14 protein-coding genes and 1 tRNA gene are annotated in these 12905 nt (G+C 42.6%); 9 read left to right on the top strand and 6 right to left on the bottom strand.

Annotation, left to right across the window (positions count from 1 at the left end; translation table 11 throughout):
- Positions 1-2 precede the first annotated feature (2 nt).
- The 5 genes from PQO05_RS23905 to PQO05_RS23885 all read right to left on the bottom strand — a co-directional run bounded on the left by PQO05_RS23905 (position 3) and on the right by PQO05_RS23885 (position 4404).
- Positions 3-380, bottom strand: coding sequence for a GntR family transcriptional regulator (locus PQO05_RS23905; protein WP_273629969.1), 378 nt, complete (start codon positions 378-380; stop codon positions 3-5).
- Position 381: 1 nt separating this feature from the next.
- A complete protein-coding gene (locus PQO05_RS23900; protein ID WP_273629968.1) occupies positions 382-1176 on the bottom strand; it encodes a hypothetical protein in 795 nt (264 codons plus the stop codon).
- 12 nt (positions 1177-1188) lie between these two features.
- A complete protein-coding gene (locus tag PQO05_RS23895; protein WP_273629967.1) occupies positions 1189-2028 on the bottom strand; it encodes an ABC transporter ATP-binding protein in 840 nt (279 codons plus the stop codon).
- A 569-nt stretch (positions 2029-2597) separates the two neighbouring features.
- Positions 2598-3488 (bottom strand): helix-turn-helix domain-containing protein, encoded by an 891-nt coding sequence (locus tag PQO05_RS23890; RefSeq protein ID WP_273629966.1) that lies wholly within the window; start codon positions 3486-3488, stop codon positions 2598-2600.
- Between the two features lie 94 nt (positions 3489-3582).
- Positions 3583-4404 carry an SDR family NAD(P)-dependent oxidoreductase gene (locus PQO05_RS23885; protein ID WP_273629965.1) on the bottom strand — a complete coding sequence of 274 codons (822 nt, stop codon included), beginning with the start codon at positions 4402-4404 and terminating at the stop codon, positions 3583-3585.
- Between the two features lie 358 nt (positions 4405-4762).
- Between PQO05_RS23885 and PQO05_RS23880 the strand changes: the two genes are divergently transcribed.
- From PQO05_RS23880 to PQO05_RS23865, 4 genes are all read left to right on the top strand, one after another.
- Positions 4763-5113 carry a TfoX/Sxy family protein gene (locus PQO05_RS23880; protein WP_273629964.1) on the top strand — a complete coding sequence of 117 codons (351 nt, stop codon included), beginning with the start codon at positions 4763-4765 and terminating at the stop codon, positions 5111-5113.
- A gap of 408 nt (positions 5114-5521) precedes the next feature.
- Positions 5522-6970, top strand: a complete 1449-nt coding sequence (locus tag PQO05_RS23875) for a circularly permuted type 2 ATP-grasp protein (protein WP_273629963.1) — start codon at positions 5522-5524, stop codon at positions 6968-6970.
- Positions 6971-7092: 122 nt separating this feature from the next.
- Positions 7093-8028, top strand: coding sequence for an alpha-E domain-containing protein (locus PQO05_RS23870; protein WP_273629962.1), 936 nt, complete (start codon positions 7093-7095; stop codon positions 8026-8028).
- A 29-nt stretch (positions 8029-8057) separates the two neighbouring features.
- Positions 8058-9047, top strand: coding sequence for a transglutaminase family protein (locus PQO05_RS23865; protein ID WP_273629961.1), 990 nt, complete (start codon positions 8058-8060; stop codon positions 9045-9047).
- Positions 9048-9174: 127 nt separating this feature from the next.
- Here the strand turns inward: PQO05_RS23865 and PQO05_RS23860 are convergent, their stop codons facing one another.
- Positions 9175-10146, bottom strand: a complete 972-nt coding sequence (locus PQO05_RS23860; RefSeq protein ID WP_273629960.1) for a quinone oxidoreductase family protein — start codon at positions 10144-10146, stop codon at positions 9175-9177.
- 318 nt (positions 10147-10464) lie between these two features.
- On the opposite strand from PQO05_RS23860, the gene PQO05_RS23855 reads away from it, so the two are divergent.
- The 5 genes from PQO05_RS23855 to PQO05_RS23835 all read left to right on the top strand — a co-directional run bounded on the left by PQO05_RS23855 (position 10465) and on the right by PQO05_RS23835 (position 12871).
- Positions 10465-10552, top strand: a tRNA-Ser gene (locus PQO05_RS23855).
- Positions 10553-10672: 120 nt separating this feature from the next.
- Complete coding sequence (locus PQO05_RS23850) at positions 10673-11119, top strand: AAA family ATPase (RefSeq protein WP_273629959.1); 447 nt, start codon at positions 10673-10675, stop codon at positions 11117-11119.
- Positions 11109-11897: a tRNA(His) guanylyltransferase Thg1 family protein gene (locus PQO05_RS23845; RefSeq protein ID WP_273629958.1), complete on the top strand. Its 789-nt coding sequence runs from the start codon at positions 11109-11111 to the stop codon at positions 11895-11897. The genes PQO05_RS23850 and PQO05_RS23845 overlap by 11 nt, the downstream gene beginning before the upstream one ends.
- Positions 11898-12062: 165 nt before the next feature.
- The gene (locus tag PQO05_RS23840) at positions 12063-12380 is read left to right on the top strand and encodes an ArsR/SmtB family transcription factor (RefSeq protein WP_273629957.1); all 318 of its coding nucleotides are present in this window, start codon (positions 12063-12065) and stop codon (positions 12378-12380) included.
- The gene (locus tag PQO05_RS23835) at positions 12380-12871 is read left to right on the top strand and encodes an SRPBCC family protein (RefSeq protein WP_273629956.1); all 492 of its coding nucleotides are present in this window, start codon (positions 12380-12382) and stop codon (positions 12869-12871) included. Before PQO05_RS23840 ends, PQO05_RS23835 begins: the two co-directional genes overlap by 1 nt.
- Positions 12872-12905 lie beyond the last annotated feature (34 nt).

The raw sequence follows: 12905 nt of genomic DNA, 5'->3' as shown, positions 1-12905 counted from the left end.
ATCTATTTTTCTTTAAAATTGTCGTCAATAAATTGATTATAGCGCTTTTGGATCTCATCAAGCGGCATTTTAAGCAGGTATACGTTCCTGAAAAATACAGGCAGCTCCTGCTCAATAAATTGCTCTTTGCGCAGGGCTATTACTTTATCAATTGCGCTTTCTTCTACAAAATAACCTACGCCGCGTTTGTTCACGATGATTTCGCGCTGCTGCAAAAAATCATAGGCGCGTTGTACGGTGTTGGGGTTAACTTCCATCATAACGGCCAGATCGCGGATGCTTAACACTTTGGCGTTTAACGGCCATTGTTTCAATAATATCTGTTCGCACACATACTCGGCTATTTGCAGGTATATGGCTTGTTGTTCTCTAAATTCCATGTTAAATTTCTTTTTCGCGCAGGCGGATGTAAGCAGTAAGCCAAAGTATAGCCGGTACTACATATTTAAGGCACGTTGTAAACCTTTTTTCGGCCTCGGAAGATACGTTGATCATGCGGTAATCGTTTCCAACCTGCAAGCCTACGCTCAGGTAAGGGAACGCCGAATCAAGATTGGAGAAAAACATGCGGGCAATCAAATAATTAACACCCATCATAAATAATATTACCGCAATAATAACAAGTGTTGTTTTGATAAAATTGGCCTTGTTAAAGTATAACGAACCCAACAGCGCAGCCCCTGCAAAGTTTAGAAAAACGTAATAAGCAAATTGGATTTTTCTATCGTTGAACTCAAAGATATGCGCCTCGTTGTACAAAAATTGATAATTGGCTATTGTTTTATCTAGGCTGCTGTGATAAACAATTACGGCAGATGCATCCATGATACGGTAAAACAGCAGGAAGATAAGGGTAAATAAAACACCCGAAATAAGCACCCCGCAAAGCCACTTCTCGAAAGAGGAAGCGGGGAGGGTTAAGTAAGCCGAACCGCTGGCATTGGTATTAAAATAATTAAAAACCACAGAAGCCAGGATAATGCCACCACCCAGATATCCCCAGGTAAAGGCCATAATATGTCCATCGTGCCAGTGATTAAAATAAATACAGAAAGAAAAAATGGTTAACGTAGCGATAAGGGTAAGCGCCATAATACCTACTAACTGCATAGGGCGTTCTAAAATGGTTTTCTTAAACAGGAAACCAAATCGTTGTAAGTTAAAAGTGTCGTTCATGATTGATAAGGTTTAGGCAGTTTCAAATATTTTTTTGCTGAGTGCAGGGTTTTCGATAATACCATTGAACAAATGCTCAAGGTTTAGTTTCGAATCCTCGCCCGTTGTATTTTCTATTACAATGGCACTTCCCTGCAAGCTGCGTTCCTGGTATAGTACTTTGGCACCTGGCGGTATTTCGCTCACGGTTTTAAAGCAAAGCTTGCCTGTAATATTACCTACAGGCTCGTGCAACAGCACATTGCCATTATCAACGATGATGATATTATCGATCATATTTTCCAAATCGCGCACCTGGTGGGTGGAGATGAGGATAATCCTGTCCTCATTCATTACCGAAGCAATCAGTTTCCTGAACTGCGATTTGGATGGGATATCCAGCCCGTTGGTAGGCTCGTCCATCAACAAAACCGGCGTATTGCAAGCCAGTGCAAAGGCTATCACAAATTTTTTCTGCTGGCCGAATGATAGCTTGTTCAATTTGCTATCCACGTTTACTTCAAACTCTTTTAAATACTGGTAAAAGCTGTCTGAATTAAATTTAGGATAGAAGGGCGCAAACAAATTCTTGTACCTCCGCACGGTTAAATGTGGCACATACACATCCTCGGGGATGTAATAAATACTTTCTAAAAACGAGGGCTTGCGCTTTTGCGGTTGCATACCATTAATGGTAATACTGCCCTCGACAGGGAAGAGCGTGCCTGCCATGTTTTTGAGCAGGGTTGACTTGCCCGCGCCGTTTTTGCCGAGCAGCCCATAAATGCTGCCGCTTTGGATGGATAGGTTTAGGTTTCTGTACAGCAATTTATTGCGACTATAACCAAAGGATAAATTATCAAATTGTATCATTAGTGTATTAGTTTAGTAGTACACTACAAATGTATGTGTAAAATTTAATGTTGCAAGTGTTTTGTGAAATATTTTTATCTAAAGATTTGTCATTTCGAACCCTTGGAGGGCGGCAATAGTAAAGCAAGGGTGAGAAATCTTATACGATATGCTTATTTTAAAGCTCCTTCTCCTGGCGCAAGTATGCAGCGTAGGTTTGTGCAGTGGCGTACTTGTGCCTAGCCAAACTGTATAGGCACAAGTACTCAGCCCGCATTCCTATCGCTGCATACTTGCGCCAGGATAGGGGCCAGAGCCAGGGAGAGACCCTGCTGGGACGGAAGATATTTTTACTTACACCAACTTGTCATTTCGAACCCTTGGAGGGCGGCAATAGTAAAGCAAGGGTGAGAAATCTTATACGATATGCTTATTTAAGCGAGGCGCAGAAGATTTCTCCTTCACCACTTACGCGCAATTCCCTCGCTTGGTTCGTCGAAATGACAAAATTTAATGTGATAATCAGACTTATATAAAACAACAAAAGCCGGCGTAAAGCCAGCTTTCACTATATATTGAAATGGTAAATATCAATTCAAAATCTGTTTCCTAAACTGCAGCGGACTAACCCCCACTTCTTTTTTAAACAACCTTGAAAAATAAGGCAGGTTATCAAAGCCCAAAGAATAGGCGGTTTCGGCAATGTTATTATCCGAGCCTTTTAAAATATTTTTAGCTTCAGAGATCAGGAAAATATGGATCAGTTCCATGGCGGTTTTGCCGGTTTCCTGTTTCAGCAAATCACTGAGGTAGCGTGGCGAAAGATTTAATTCCTCGGCCATAAAATTAACCGTTGGCAGGCCTTGCTCCAGCAGTTTTCCTTTTTCGAAGTAAGCCGAAAGCGCATCATTAAATTTAGAAGCCATTTTGCCCGATGCCACCGTGCGGTTCATAAACTGACGTTTATAAAAGCGTTGCGAATACTTGAGTATAGAATCGATGTGGCCGAGAATAATATCGCGGCTGTACTCATCCTGGTTATTATAATACTCAGTTTCAATTTTATCCTGAAGTTCTTTGATGGTTTTTTCTTCACTTGGCGATAAGTTTAAGGCCTCGTTGGTTTCATACTCAAAATAACCATACTTCTTAATTTCGGTATGAAGCGGGTGGCCGTTTAAAAAATCCTCATGAAAGAAAATTAAAAAGCCATCTTCTTCAAACTCCAGGTTCTTCATTTCAATGATCTGACGCGGTTTCACAAACGACATATAACCCGAATCATGATCGTACTTGGTTCGGCCGTACAAGAAAGTCCCGCTGATCAGCTTTTTAAACCCGATCATATAAAAATCGGAAGTAAACTCCCTGTCGCCAATGGTGCAGGTTTTATTGCAACGATAAAGGCTCAGTAAAGGATTTTCGGGTGGCGGAAACCCGTTCCACCGGTTCATCTCTGTCAGCGTTTTAAAATGTTTCATGCCTCTTAGCTATTTAAAATAAAGCAGTATCAGTAATATAAAGTTACTGATACTGCTGCGGTACTTAGTCGTACCCTTGTCAATTTATTTGGGCTTATTTACCGTGTGCAGCTGCAGCTACATCAGCCCATGATTCCCACTCGGCTATACGGCCTTCGTAAACTTGTTTAGCCCAAGGTAAAGCAACTTTACCCAGGAATAAACGTAACGGAGGGTTCTCTGCATCTACCAGTTTCAATACAGCTTCTGTGGTTGCTTCCGGGATACCAAAAATATCAGCATCGCTCATGCCCGCCTGGAAAGCATCTCTAACTGGTTGGTAAACATCCATAGGCGTAGTTTGAATGGCTGACGGACCAGCCCAATCAGTAGCAAAACCGTTAGGTTCAATTAAACTGATGTTGATGCCGAAACCTTTAACCTCTGTAGCCAAAGTTTCGCTCAAACCTTCAACCGCAAATTTTGAAGCGTTGTATATACCTAATACCGGCAGGGTAGCAATACCCAATACGCTCGATACCTGGATAATGTGGCCGTGGCCTTGCTCGCGCATTACCGGTAATACTGCTTGTGTAGCCCATAATAAACCAAATACGTTGGTTTCAAACTGGTCACGTGCTTCTTGCTCGGTAGTTTCTTCTATGGTACCGAACAGGCCATAACCAGCATTGTTAATTAAGGTATCGATAGTACCGAAGTGTGCTTTAGCTTTAGCTACTGCTGCAAATACAGCGTCGCGTTTGTTTACATCCAGTTGGATAGGCAATATGCTATCACCGTAGCTTTGTACCAAATCGTTTAATGTTTCTATGTTTCTGGCTGTTGCGATAACTTTATCGCCGCGTTTTAAAAATGCTTCTGCCCATATTTTACCAAATCCGCGTGAAGCGCCTGTAATGAAAATTGTTTTTGACATTGTCTTATTTGTTAATTGTTGATAACAAAGGTAAAGCGGATACTCCGGGAGAATTTATACAGAAGTGGGAAGTACTGATACAAAATAACCTTGTAGGAATAGAGTCAAGAATCGAGAGTCAGGAATCAAGACAAGTCTTAACAGACACGTCATTGCGAGGAACAAAAATAGAATCAGGAATCGAGAGCCAGGAATCAAGACAAGCTCCAACACGCCGTCATTGCGAGGAACGAAGCAATCCCCGACTTACAAAGCGAGCATGCAGATTCGATCTGCACAGTTCGCGATTGCTTCGTTCCTCGCAATGACGTGACTTTTTATTCTCTCTTTCCTTATCTTTAACCAAAAGCAAACCTCAATGCCTTACGACGAATACCTTGCCGAGCGCCTCCGCAATGCACTGAGCCGCGCACCCAATGTGGTAGAGCAAAAGCACATGGGCGGTATCACATTCCTGGTGAACGATGTGTTGTGTACCCGCGCTCACCGAAGCGGCAGTATTATGCAGCGCTGCCTGCCCGAACTTACGGATGAGCTATGCCAAAAGCCCGGTGTAAAAGCAATGGAAATGAAAGGTAAAGATTTAAAAGGCTGGCTGCTGATAAGCCCCGAAGCTGTAGATAGCGAAGATGATTTTGATTTCTGGATGAAAGTTGCGCTTGATGCAGCCAAAGTTGCTACGCCTGCCAAACGAAGGGTTAAAAAGTAAAGCGCATTGCGGGAAATAGAATCAAGAATCGAGAGTCAAGAATCAAGACAAGCTCTAATAATGCACGTCATTGCGAGGAACGAAGCAATCGCGAACTTTACAGAGCGGCTCTGTATACCGGGGATTGCTTCGTTCCTCGCAATGACCTGCACGGTGTCCTATAAATTCATTAATTCTTTTACTTCTGCCTAAAACATTCTACCATTTTAACTATTAAACTTATAACCGGCGTGTATTTCCTGCCGGATACCTCCAAATTTTTAAATTAACTTTTTGCAAAAAATATTAAATAATGCTTCATTTTTAATGAATTTATCAGTTATTTAATTGTTAAATTTAAAAGGTGTAATAAAAATTGATATTTTAACACAAATTTAAATTCAATTTAAAATAAACTGATAAAATTATATGTATAAGGCTGCGCATTTCGATGGTTATCATTCAATTCCAGGTGTTTGGGACGAAATGTATCTTCAAAATTCCGACATCAGGGCTCATTATCAGAAGGTAATAGAGTATCTGTCGCAGGAATCGCCCGATGATTTGGGTAAAAAAGAGGAACTGGCCCAGCGTTTGTTCATGAAACAGGGGATCACCTTTACCGTGTATAACAGCGGTGAGGGGATCGAGAAAATATTTCCTTTTGATATTATTCCCCGCATTATTACCGGTGCGGAGTGGGATCTGGTAGAGAAAGGGATTAAGCAGCGCTTAACCGCACTTAATTTATTTTTGAAAGATATTTACCACAACCAGTTTATTATTAAAGATGGCATTATACCCATTGATGCCATTTACTCGTGCCCGCACTTTTTGCGTGAAATGTACCAGGTTGATGTGCCTTACGATATTTATGTACACATAGCAGGTATCGACCTTATCCGGGACGAGGAAGGTACCTTCTATGTGCTGGAGGATAACCTGCGCACACCTTCGGGCGTGAGCTATATGCTGGAGAACCGCGAGATAACCAAACGCTTGTTCCCGGATCTGCTGCCCAATTGCGGCGTGCGCAGTGTTACCGAGTACCCTAACATTTTGTATAAGAACCTGCAGTCGCTTTCGCCGCGGCGGGTAAGTAACCCTACCATCGTGTTGCTTAGTCCGGGTATTTACAACTCGGCTTATTTTGAACATACCACACTTGCCCGCTTAATGGGCGTGGAATTGGTTGAGGGGCGCGACCTGGTGGTAAACAACCAAAAGGTTTACATGAAAACCACCACAGGTTTACAGCAGGTAGATGTAATTTATCGCCGGGTTGATGACGAGTACCTCGACCCGCTGGTGTTTAACCCTAACAGCATTTTGGGTGTTGCCGGTATTATGGGCGCTTACCGTAAAGGAAACGTGGCCATTGTAAATGCCATTGGTAATGGCGTAGCCGATGATAAGGCCATCTATATTTACGTGCCCGATATGATTAAGTATTACCTTAACGAAGAGCCAATACTTAAAAACGTGCCTACTTACCGCCTCAATAACCCCGATGAGCAGAAGTTTGTGTTTGATAACATCGATAAAATGGTGGTAAAAAAAACCAACGGAAGCGGCGGTTACGGCATGCTGATGGGCCATGCAGCCAGTCAGCAGGAAATTGACGAATACAAGCTGGAAATACTGAAAGAGCCCCGCGATTTTATTGCGCAGCCAACCATCAGCCTATCAGCCGCACCATGTTATATCCAGGGCGCATTGCGCCCAAGGCGGATCGACTTGCGCCCTTATGCCCTTTGCGGCCCGGATGGTATTGAAATTGTACCCGGCGGCCTGACCCGCGTAGCGCTAAAAGAAGGTTCGCTGGTGGTAAACAGTTCGCAGGGTGGGGGGAGTAAGGATACCTGGGTGCTGACATAGGAAAAAGAGAGCCAAGAGTCGAGAATCAAGAACCAAGACAATGGGCGTAGAATCCCAATCCAGACAAAAAATAGTCGGTAAATAAATCCGAAATCGAAAATCCCAATTCCGAAATATAGAAGATGTTAAGCAGAGTAGCAGCAAGTTTTTATTGGTTAAGCAGATACATAGAGCGTAGCGACGGTATTTTAAGAATGCTGAAAATTAATTATGCTTCATCGCAGGATGCTATACAGGGTTTTACCTGGGAGCCTGTGGTACGTATTTTTGCAGGGTATGATGAAGAAGTTATGGCGCGTTTAAACAACGAGAGCCGTACCGTAATTAATTTTATGGTGACGGATAAAACTAACCCGAACTCGATCATCAGCATTATTACCCACAGCCGCGAGAATGCACGTGGCGTGCAGGAACACATTAATACCGATTTATGGCAATGCCTTAATGAGTATTATCACTGTGTAAAAGACAGCAGCTTGGCATCGAAACTAAGAAAGGATGACCCCATTAGCGTGCTCGATGTGCTGATTAAACAGGTGATGCTCTACTACGGTACTGCCGAAGTAACCATGGAGCGCGGCCCCGGCCGCAGTTTTATGAATATCGGTAAGTACCTGGAGCGGGCCATCCAGTCGATAGATATTTTGGATATTAAGTTTGGATCGATCAACAACAATCCCGATTTGCTGACCGATACTACCTACTGGAAGCATTTATTACAATCACTGGGCGGCTATGAGCTTTATCTGAAAACCTATCGTGATGGCCTTGAAGCCCACAATGTTCTGGAACAGGTAATTTTAAACAATGATTTTCCGCGTTCGGTTATTTATTCGGTAAACAACATCCAGCGGTATTTCGACCGTTTGAAACTGGACAGCAGCATGACCGATTACCAGGAGCTGTCATTCTTTATTGGCAAGTTACAGAGCCATATCAAATACAGTTCGGTAAAAGGCATCCAGAATGATGGCCTGCACCTGTATTTAACCCAATTGAAAGATCAGCTTTACCAGATCGGGAACTTGTTGAACGAGCGTTATTTCGCCAATTCCTGATCAACCAAAAGCATTAAAATATTTGAGCCATGCCAGAATTTAAAATTCAACATATTACCCGTTATACTTACGATGGCGCGGTGCGCGATAGCGCCAACCAGATTATCCTGTTCCCGATAGTGGATGTTTGCCAGAATGTATTAAAGCACGATCTGCAGATTTCGGGCAACCCCATTGTGGATACGCATATCGATTATTACGGTAACGAGGTGGGCAGCTTTACTTATTCAGTACCGCACAACCAGATGATCATTAACTCGCAACTGGTGGTTAATACGCATCACAAGGCCTTGCCGGTTGATGATATTTTCCCGGCACAACAATGGGAAACGCTTACCAGTTTGCAGTACACCGTACCCTATATCGATTTTTTAAAGCACGAATATTTTGACGGCCTGCCCGAACTGCAAGCCATTGTAGCTGTTGAAAAAGGTAAAGATGACACCCCTTACCAGATAGCCCTGCGCTTTTGCCAGTATGTGTATAAAAATTTCGAATACATAAAAGGTGTAACCACGGTTGAATCGAAACTGGATGAGATCTGGAAACTGAAAGCCGGCGTTTGCCAGGATTTTGCACACATGCTTACGCAGATGCTTCGCCTGGTAAATATCCCTGCCCGGTATGTGAGCGGCTACATTTGCCCTAACCACAGCGGTATGCGTGGCGAAGGCGCAACCCATGCCTGGGCCGAAGCCTACATCCCTAACTATGGCTGGCTGGGTTTAGATCCTACCAATAACTGTGTGGCCAATGAAACCCACGTGCGCCTGGCCGTAGGCCGTAACTTCCTGGATTGCTCGCCGGTGAAAGGGGTTTACAAAGGTTCATCGGGCCATCATTTGGAGGTTGCCGTATCCGTAGGTTACCAGGACCATGAGCCTGAACCAGCTATCGATCAGTTTGTAGACCGTGTAACAAAGCCCGGCTTATTTGCAGGGAACAGTAGCGATACTTCTAAAAACAGCTACCAGCGCTATATGGAGATGATCCAACAGCAGCAGCAACAACAGCAGTAGCTTGGGAGGAAGGACTTTTGGACAAAAAAAAAGACTTTTGGATTAAGGACTTTTTGGAAAAGGACTTTTTGGGAAAAGATAAAGGATAAAATAAAACGCCGCTCATTATTTGGGCGGCGTTTTTATTTTAGATAGTTACAACGAGGCGTTTGCCTCCGTCTACATCGAGATCCCAGAGTTCGGCAATATCCTCGAGTTTAACATTGATAGTTTCTACTTGCAGTTTGCCTTTTGCCGCTAATTCAAACATTTCGGGGAGGATTTCTGTGAAGAACTGACCGACCTGTTTCTTAGACCAGGCACCCAATCCCGAGCCGCTTAGCTGCAGATCAACGCTGCGCAGGTTGGCAGCTGATAGCTGGATCGAATCACCTGCCATAGCACCTACTGATACATATCTTATCCTGTTGGTAAATGAACCATCGCCTTTAATGCAGGCCAGTATCATTTCGGCAGTGTGGCCCCACAGGTAATCCATAATTACATCGATGGGCGTTTGGGTATGGATGGCGTTGATCTGCGCCTTAAATGCTTCGTCATCCTGCAGTACAGAAATTGCTTCATCGGCCCCAAGCGTCAGCAAATCATCGAGCGATTGCTGGTTTCTGCCGGTTACTATTACTTTACCGGCGCCGTAATGTTTGGCAATTTGCACGGCTACCCGTCCGGTAAAGCCGGTAGCGCCATTAATAAGCACCACATCACCCGGCTGAATATCGGCCTTAAACTTAAAACCCATTGCCGAACCAATTACAGCATTGGGTAAGGCTGCCGCTGTGGCATCATCCAGTGTGGCAGGTATGGGTACTATGCGGCTTTTATAAATGGTTGCCTTTTCGGCCAGCATGCCACTTACACCCATGCCGTAAACCCGGGTATCGTCATCGAGCAGGCAAACGCCATCGCCGCCAATTACGCGGCCGCTCTGTTGCGGTGCATCACTCGAATAGTGGCTGCCATTTGCACGCCCTTTATCGAAATGTTTAATGGCTACTGCTTTTACACTCACCAATACTTCATCATCGTTTTGGATAGTTGGTTCGGCAAAATCAACATATTGAGGCAATTCGCCTTTTTGATATATTACTGCTGCTTTCATTTTCTTCTAATTTGTTAATACAAAATTAGAATGGCCGCAGCCCCCGCACGATAACATTTGTTATCAAATGCAGAAGCATAATTTATCTCCGGCAACTATCACTCAAGCTTGTAAACGGCTTGTCTCCTAAATATTTTCAATCGAATTAAACTAATTGGATAAAAAATAATCTATTAATATATAAGAGCTATGATAGTAAAATAAGATACTGACTATTGATTGATGAGTGTGATTGAATGAAGGCGGGGCTGTAAAAGGCTTCGCCTTTTTTGTTGTTATCCCTGCGGATTATTATACTTTTGCAAACTTGTTAAAATCGGAGAGGTGTCTGAGTGGTCGAAAGAGCACGCCTGGAAAGTGTGTATGCGCCAAAAGCGTATCGAGGGTTCGAATCCCTCCCTCTCCGCAACATAATAGGTCGCAACTTGCGAGCCTATTATGTTGATATAGCTATCCAAATTAAACAAGTACCGGAGTAACCAATTTCTGTTTTACTTAAATCCATTAAACACTTACATTAGTAAAAATGGAAGCAGTAATATTTTGCGGAATTCAGGCAACCGGAAAAACCACTTTTTTTAAAGAGAAGTTTTTTAAAACACATGTGCGTATTTCCTTAGATCAGCTAAACACAAGAAATAAAGAACTCAGGTTTATTGAAACTTGTATCCATACGTCCCATCCATTTGTAATAGATAACACTAATCCATCCTTAGAGGAAAGAGCTAAATATATTGCCATTGCAAAAGCAAATAAATTTAAAGTGATCGGGTATTATTTTCAATCCAAAGTGGCTGTTGCCTTAGAACGTAATAGCCAACGGACTGGTAAAGAAAAGATTCCGGAAATTGGCATAAAAGGAACTTTTAAACGAATGAGCCTGCCAAAAATGGATGAAGGTTTCGACGAATTATACTATGTAACAGCGGAGGGTAACACCTTCACAGTAAATAAATGGTCGGATGAAATTTGATGATTTAGATGTAAAAATGAGGGTTTATGAAACCTCGCAAGACCGTTGTGTGCTACCTGATATGTACATTGTGGCCAGAATTGATGGACGAGGTTTTACCCGACTGACTAAGGAAGTTCATAAATTTGAAGCCCCTTTTGATGAAAAATTTCGGGATTTAATGGTTGAAACAGTAAGGCATTTAATGAACTGCGGTTTTAACATCATATACGGTTATACAGAAAGTGATGAAATATCATTACTGTTTCATCCTAACGAAAATGCTTTTGGTAGAAAAACGAGAAAGTATATTTCTATACTGGCAGGCGAAGCCAGCGCAAAATTTTCTGCACTACTTGGAAGTGTTGGAGCTTTTGACTGTCGCCTTTCTGAACTTCCCAACAAAAATCTGGTAAGTGATTATTTTAGATGGCGTAATGAAGATGCGCACAGAAATGCACTGAATGCGCACTGCTACTGGCGTTTGAGGCAAGATAATTTAAACGTTAGAGAGGCTACTTCTAAAATTGAAGGAATGAGCGTTGCCGAAAAAAATGAATTATTATTTCAGTATGGCATTAATTTCAATAACGTTCCCACTTGGCAAAAAAGAGGAATTGGCAATTATTGGAAAGAGGCAAAAAAAGAAGGCTTTAACCCCAAAAGCAATGAGCCTGTGTTAGTAAACAGACGAATTTTGCACACTGACTTTGAGTTACCCATGAGGGCGGACTATAACAAATTTATACATGATCTTATAAGTAGATATGAAGGCAGTGTTGCTTTGCCATTATTATAATGTGTTCCCTTAATCAGTATCTCTAAAGTCCATCTGCGTGTTCTAATAGATTCCGATACACCAAACTTCCCATTATTTATTATATCAAAAAGTGTAAATTTATTTGCGCAACTCAGAAGTTGCGTATATATTTGCAACTCCAAGGTTGCTAATTGATAAACAAAGATGAAACAAGATATATTTCAGGCTATATCAGATCCAACACGCAGGGCTATTTTAACGTTGATTGCTATCCAGGCATTAACACCTAATGCCATGGCCGAAAAATTTGATATGACCCGCCAGGCTGTATCAAAACATATTAAAGTATTGCACGAATGTGAATTGATTAAAGCCGAGCATAGCGGCAGGGAAATCTATTATCACTTTAATGCCAAAAAGATGCAGGAGTTTGACCATTGGCTAGCCCAATTCAGGCAAAACTGGGAAACTCAATTTAACCAACTCGACCAATTATTAACAACAATTAAAGAACAGAAGTAATGAACAACCATTTGCTATTTGATTTTAACGTTGACAAAGCCGCGAAGACGGTTTACATAACCAGGGAGTTTAACGCCGGGCAATCATTAGTATGGGATGCCTTTACCAAAGCCGAACTGCTGGACCAATGGGGGGCGCCCGCGCCAATGCGCGCCCAAACCAAGTATATGGATTTTAAAGTAGGCGGGCGCAGGTTTTACGCAATGATCAGTCCGGATGGGCAGGAGCGCTGGTCGGTGCAGGAATATACGTCCATCACCCCGAAAACAAATTTTAAGATGTACAACGCGTTTGCCGATAAGGACGAAAACCGGGAACTGCCGGGATCGGAGTGGGATCACAACTTCAGCGAGCATAATGGCATCACAAGGGTTGATATAACGATCTACAATGAATCGTTCGAGCGGTTAGAAAAATTATTGGAGGGCTTCAAAATAGGCTTCACCATAACCTTGAAAAACCTGGAGGAACTGTTAGGTACCTTATCGTAACCATCACACATTAATGTCGAAATACGGAAAGTTT

Origin of the sequence: Mucilaginibacter jinjuensis (genome assembly GCF_028596025.1) — a bacterium.
Lineage (GTDB): Bacteria > Bacteroidota > Bacteroidia > Sphingobacteriales > Sphingobacteriaceae > Mucilaginibacter > Mucilaginibacter jinjuensis.
Note: the sequence above shows the minus strand (reverse complement) of the source record. Positions and strands in the feature narration are given on the sequence as shown.

Excerpts from the sequence above, each read along its gene's own strand:
- PQO05_RS23885 (WP_273629965.1), bottom strand. The coding sequence starts at position 4,404 with ATGTCAAAAACAATTTTCATTACAGGCGCTTCACGCGGATTTGGTAAA.
- PQO05_RS23880 (WP_273629964.1), top strand. The coding sequence starts at position 4,763 with ATGCCTTACGACGAATACCTTGCCGAGCGCCTCCGCAATGCACTGAGC.
- PQO05_RS23845 (WP_273629958.1), top strand. The coding sequence starts at position 11,109 with ATGAAATTTGATGATTTAGATGTAAAAATGAGGGTTTATGAAACCTCG.
- PQO05_RS23900 (WP_273629968.1), bottom strand. The coding sequence starts at position 1,176 with ATGAACGACACTTTTAACTTACAACGATTTGGTTTCCTGTTTAAGAAA.
- PQO05_RS23835 (WP_273629956.1), top strand. The coding sequence starts at position 12,380 with ATGAACAACCATTTGCTATTTGATTTTAACGTTGACAAAGCCGCGAAG.
- PQO05_RS23860 (WP_273629960.1), bottom strand. The coding sequence starts at position 10,146 with ATGAAAGCAGCAGTAATATATCAAAAAGGCGAATTGCCTCAATATGTT.
- PQO05_RS23905 (WP_273629969.1), bottom strand. The coding sequence starts at position 380 with ATGGAATTTAGAGAACAACAAGCCATATACCTGCAAATAGCCGAGTAT.
- PQO05_RS23840 (WP_273629957.1), top strand. The coding sequence starts at position 12,063 with ATGAAACAAGATATATTTCAGGCTATATCAGATCCAACACGCAGGGCT.
- PQO05_RS23890 (WP_273629966.1), bottom strand. The coding sequence starts at position 3,488 with ATGAAACATTTTAAAACGCTGACAGAGATGAACCGGTGGAACGGGTTT.
- PQO05_RS23875 (WP_273629963.1), top strand. The coding sequence starts at position 5,522 with ATGTATAAGGCTGCGCATTTCGATGGTTATCATTCAATTCCAGGTGTT.
- PQO05_RS23895 (WP_273629967.1), bottom strand. The coding sequence starts at position 2,028 with ATGATACAATTTGATAATTTATCCTTTGGTTATAGTCGCAATAAATTG.
- PQO05_RS23865 (WP_273629961.1), top strand. The coding sequence starts at position 8,058 with ATGCCAGAATTTAAAATTCAACATATTACCCGTTATACTTACGATGGC.
- PQO05_RS23870 (WP_273629962.1), top strand. The coding sequence starts at position 7,093 with ATGTTAAGCAGAGTAGCAGCAAGTTTTTATTGGTTAAGCAGATACATA.
- PQO05_RS23850 (WP_273629959.1), top strand. The coding sequence starts at position 10,673 with ATGGAAGCAGTAATATTTTGCGGAATTCAGGCAACCGGAAAAACCACT.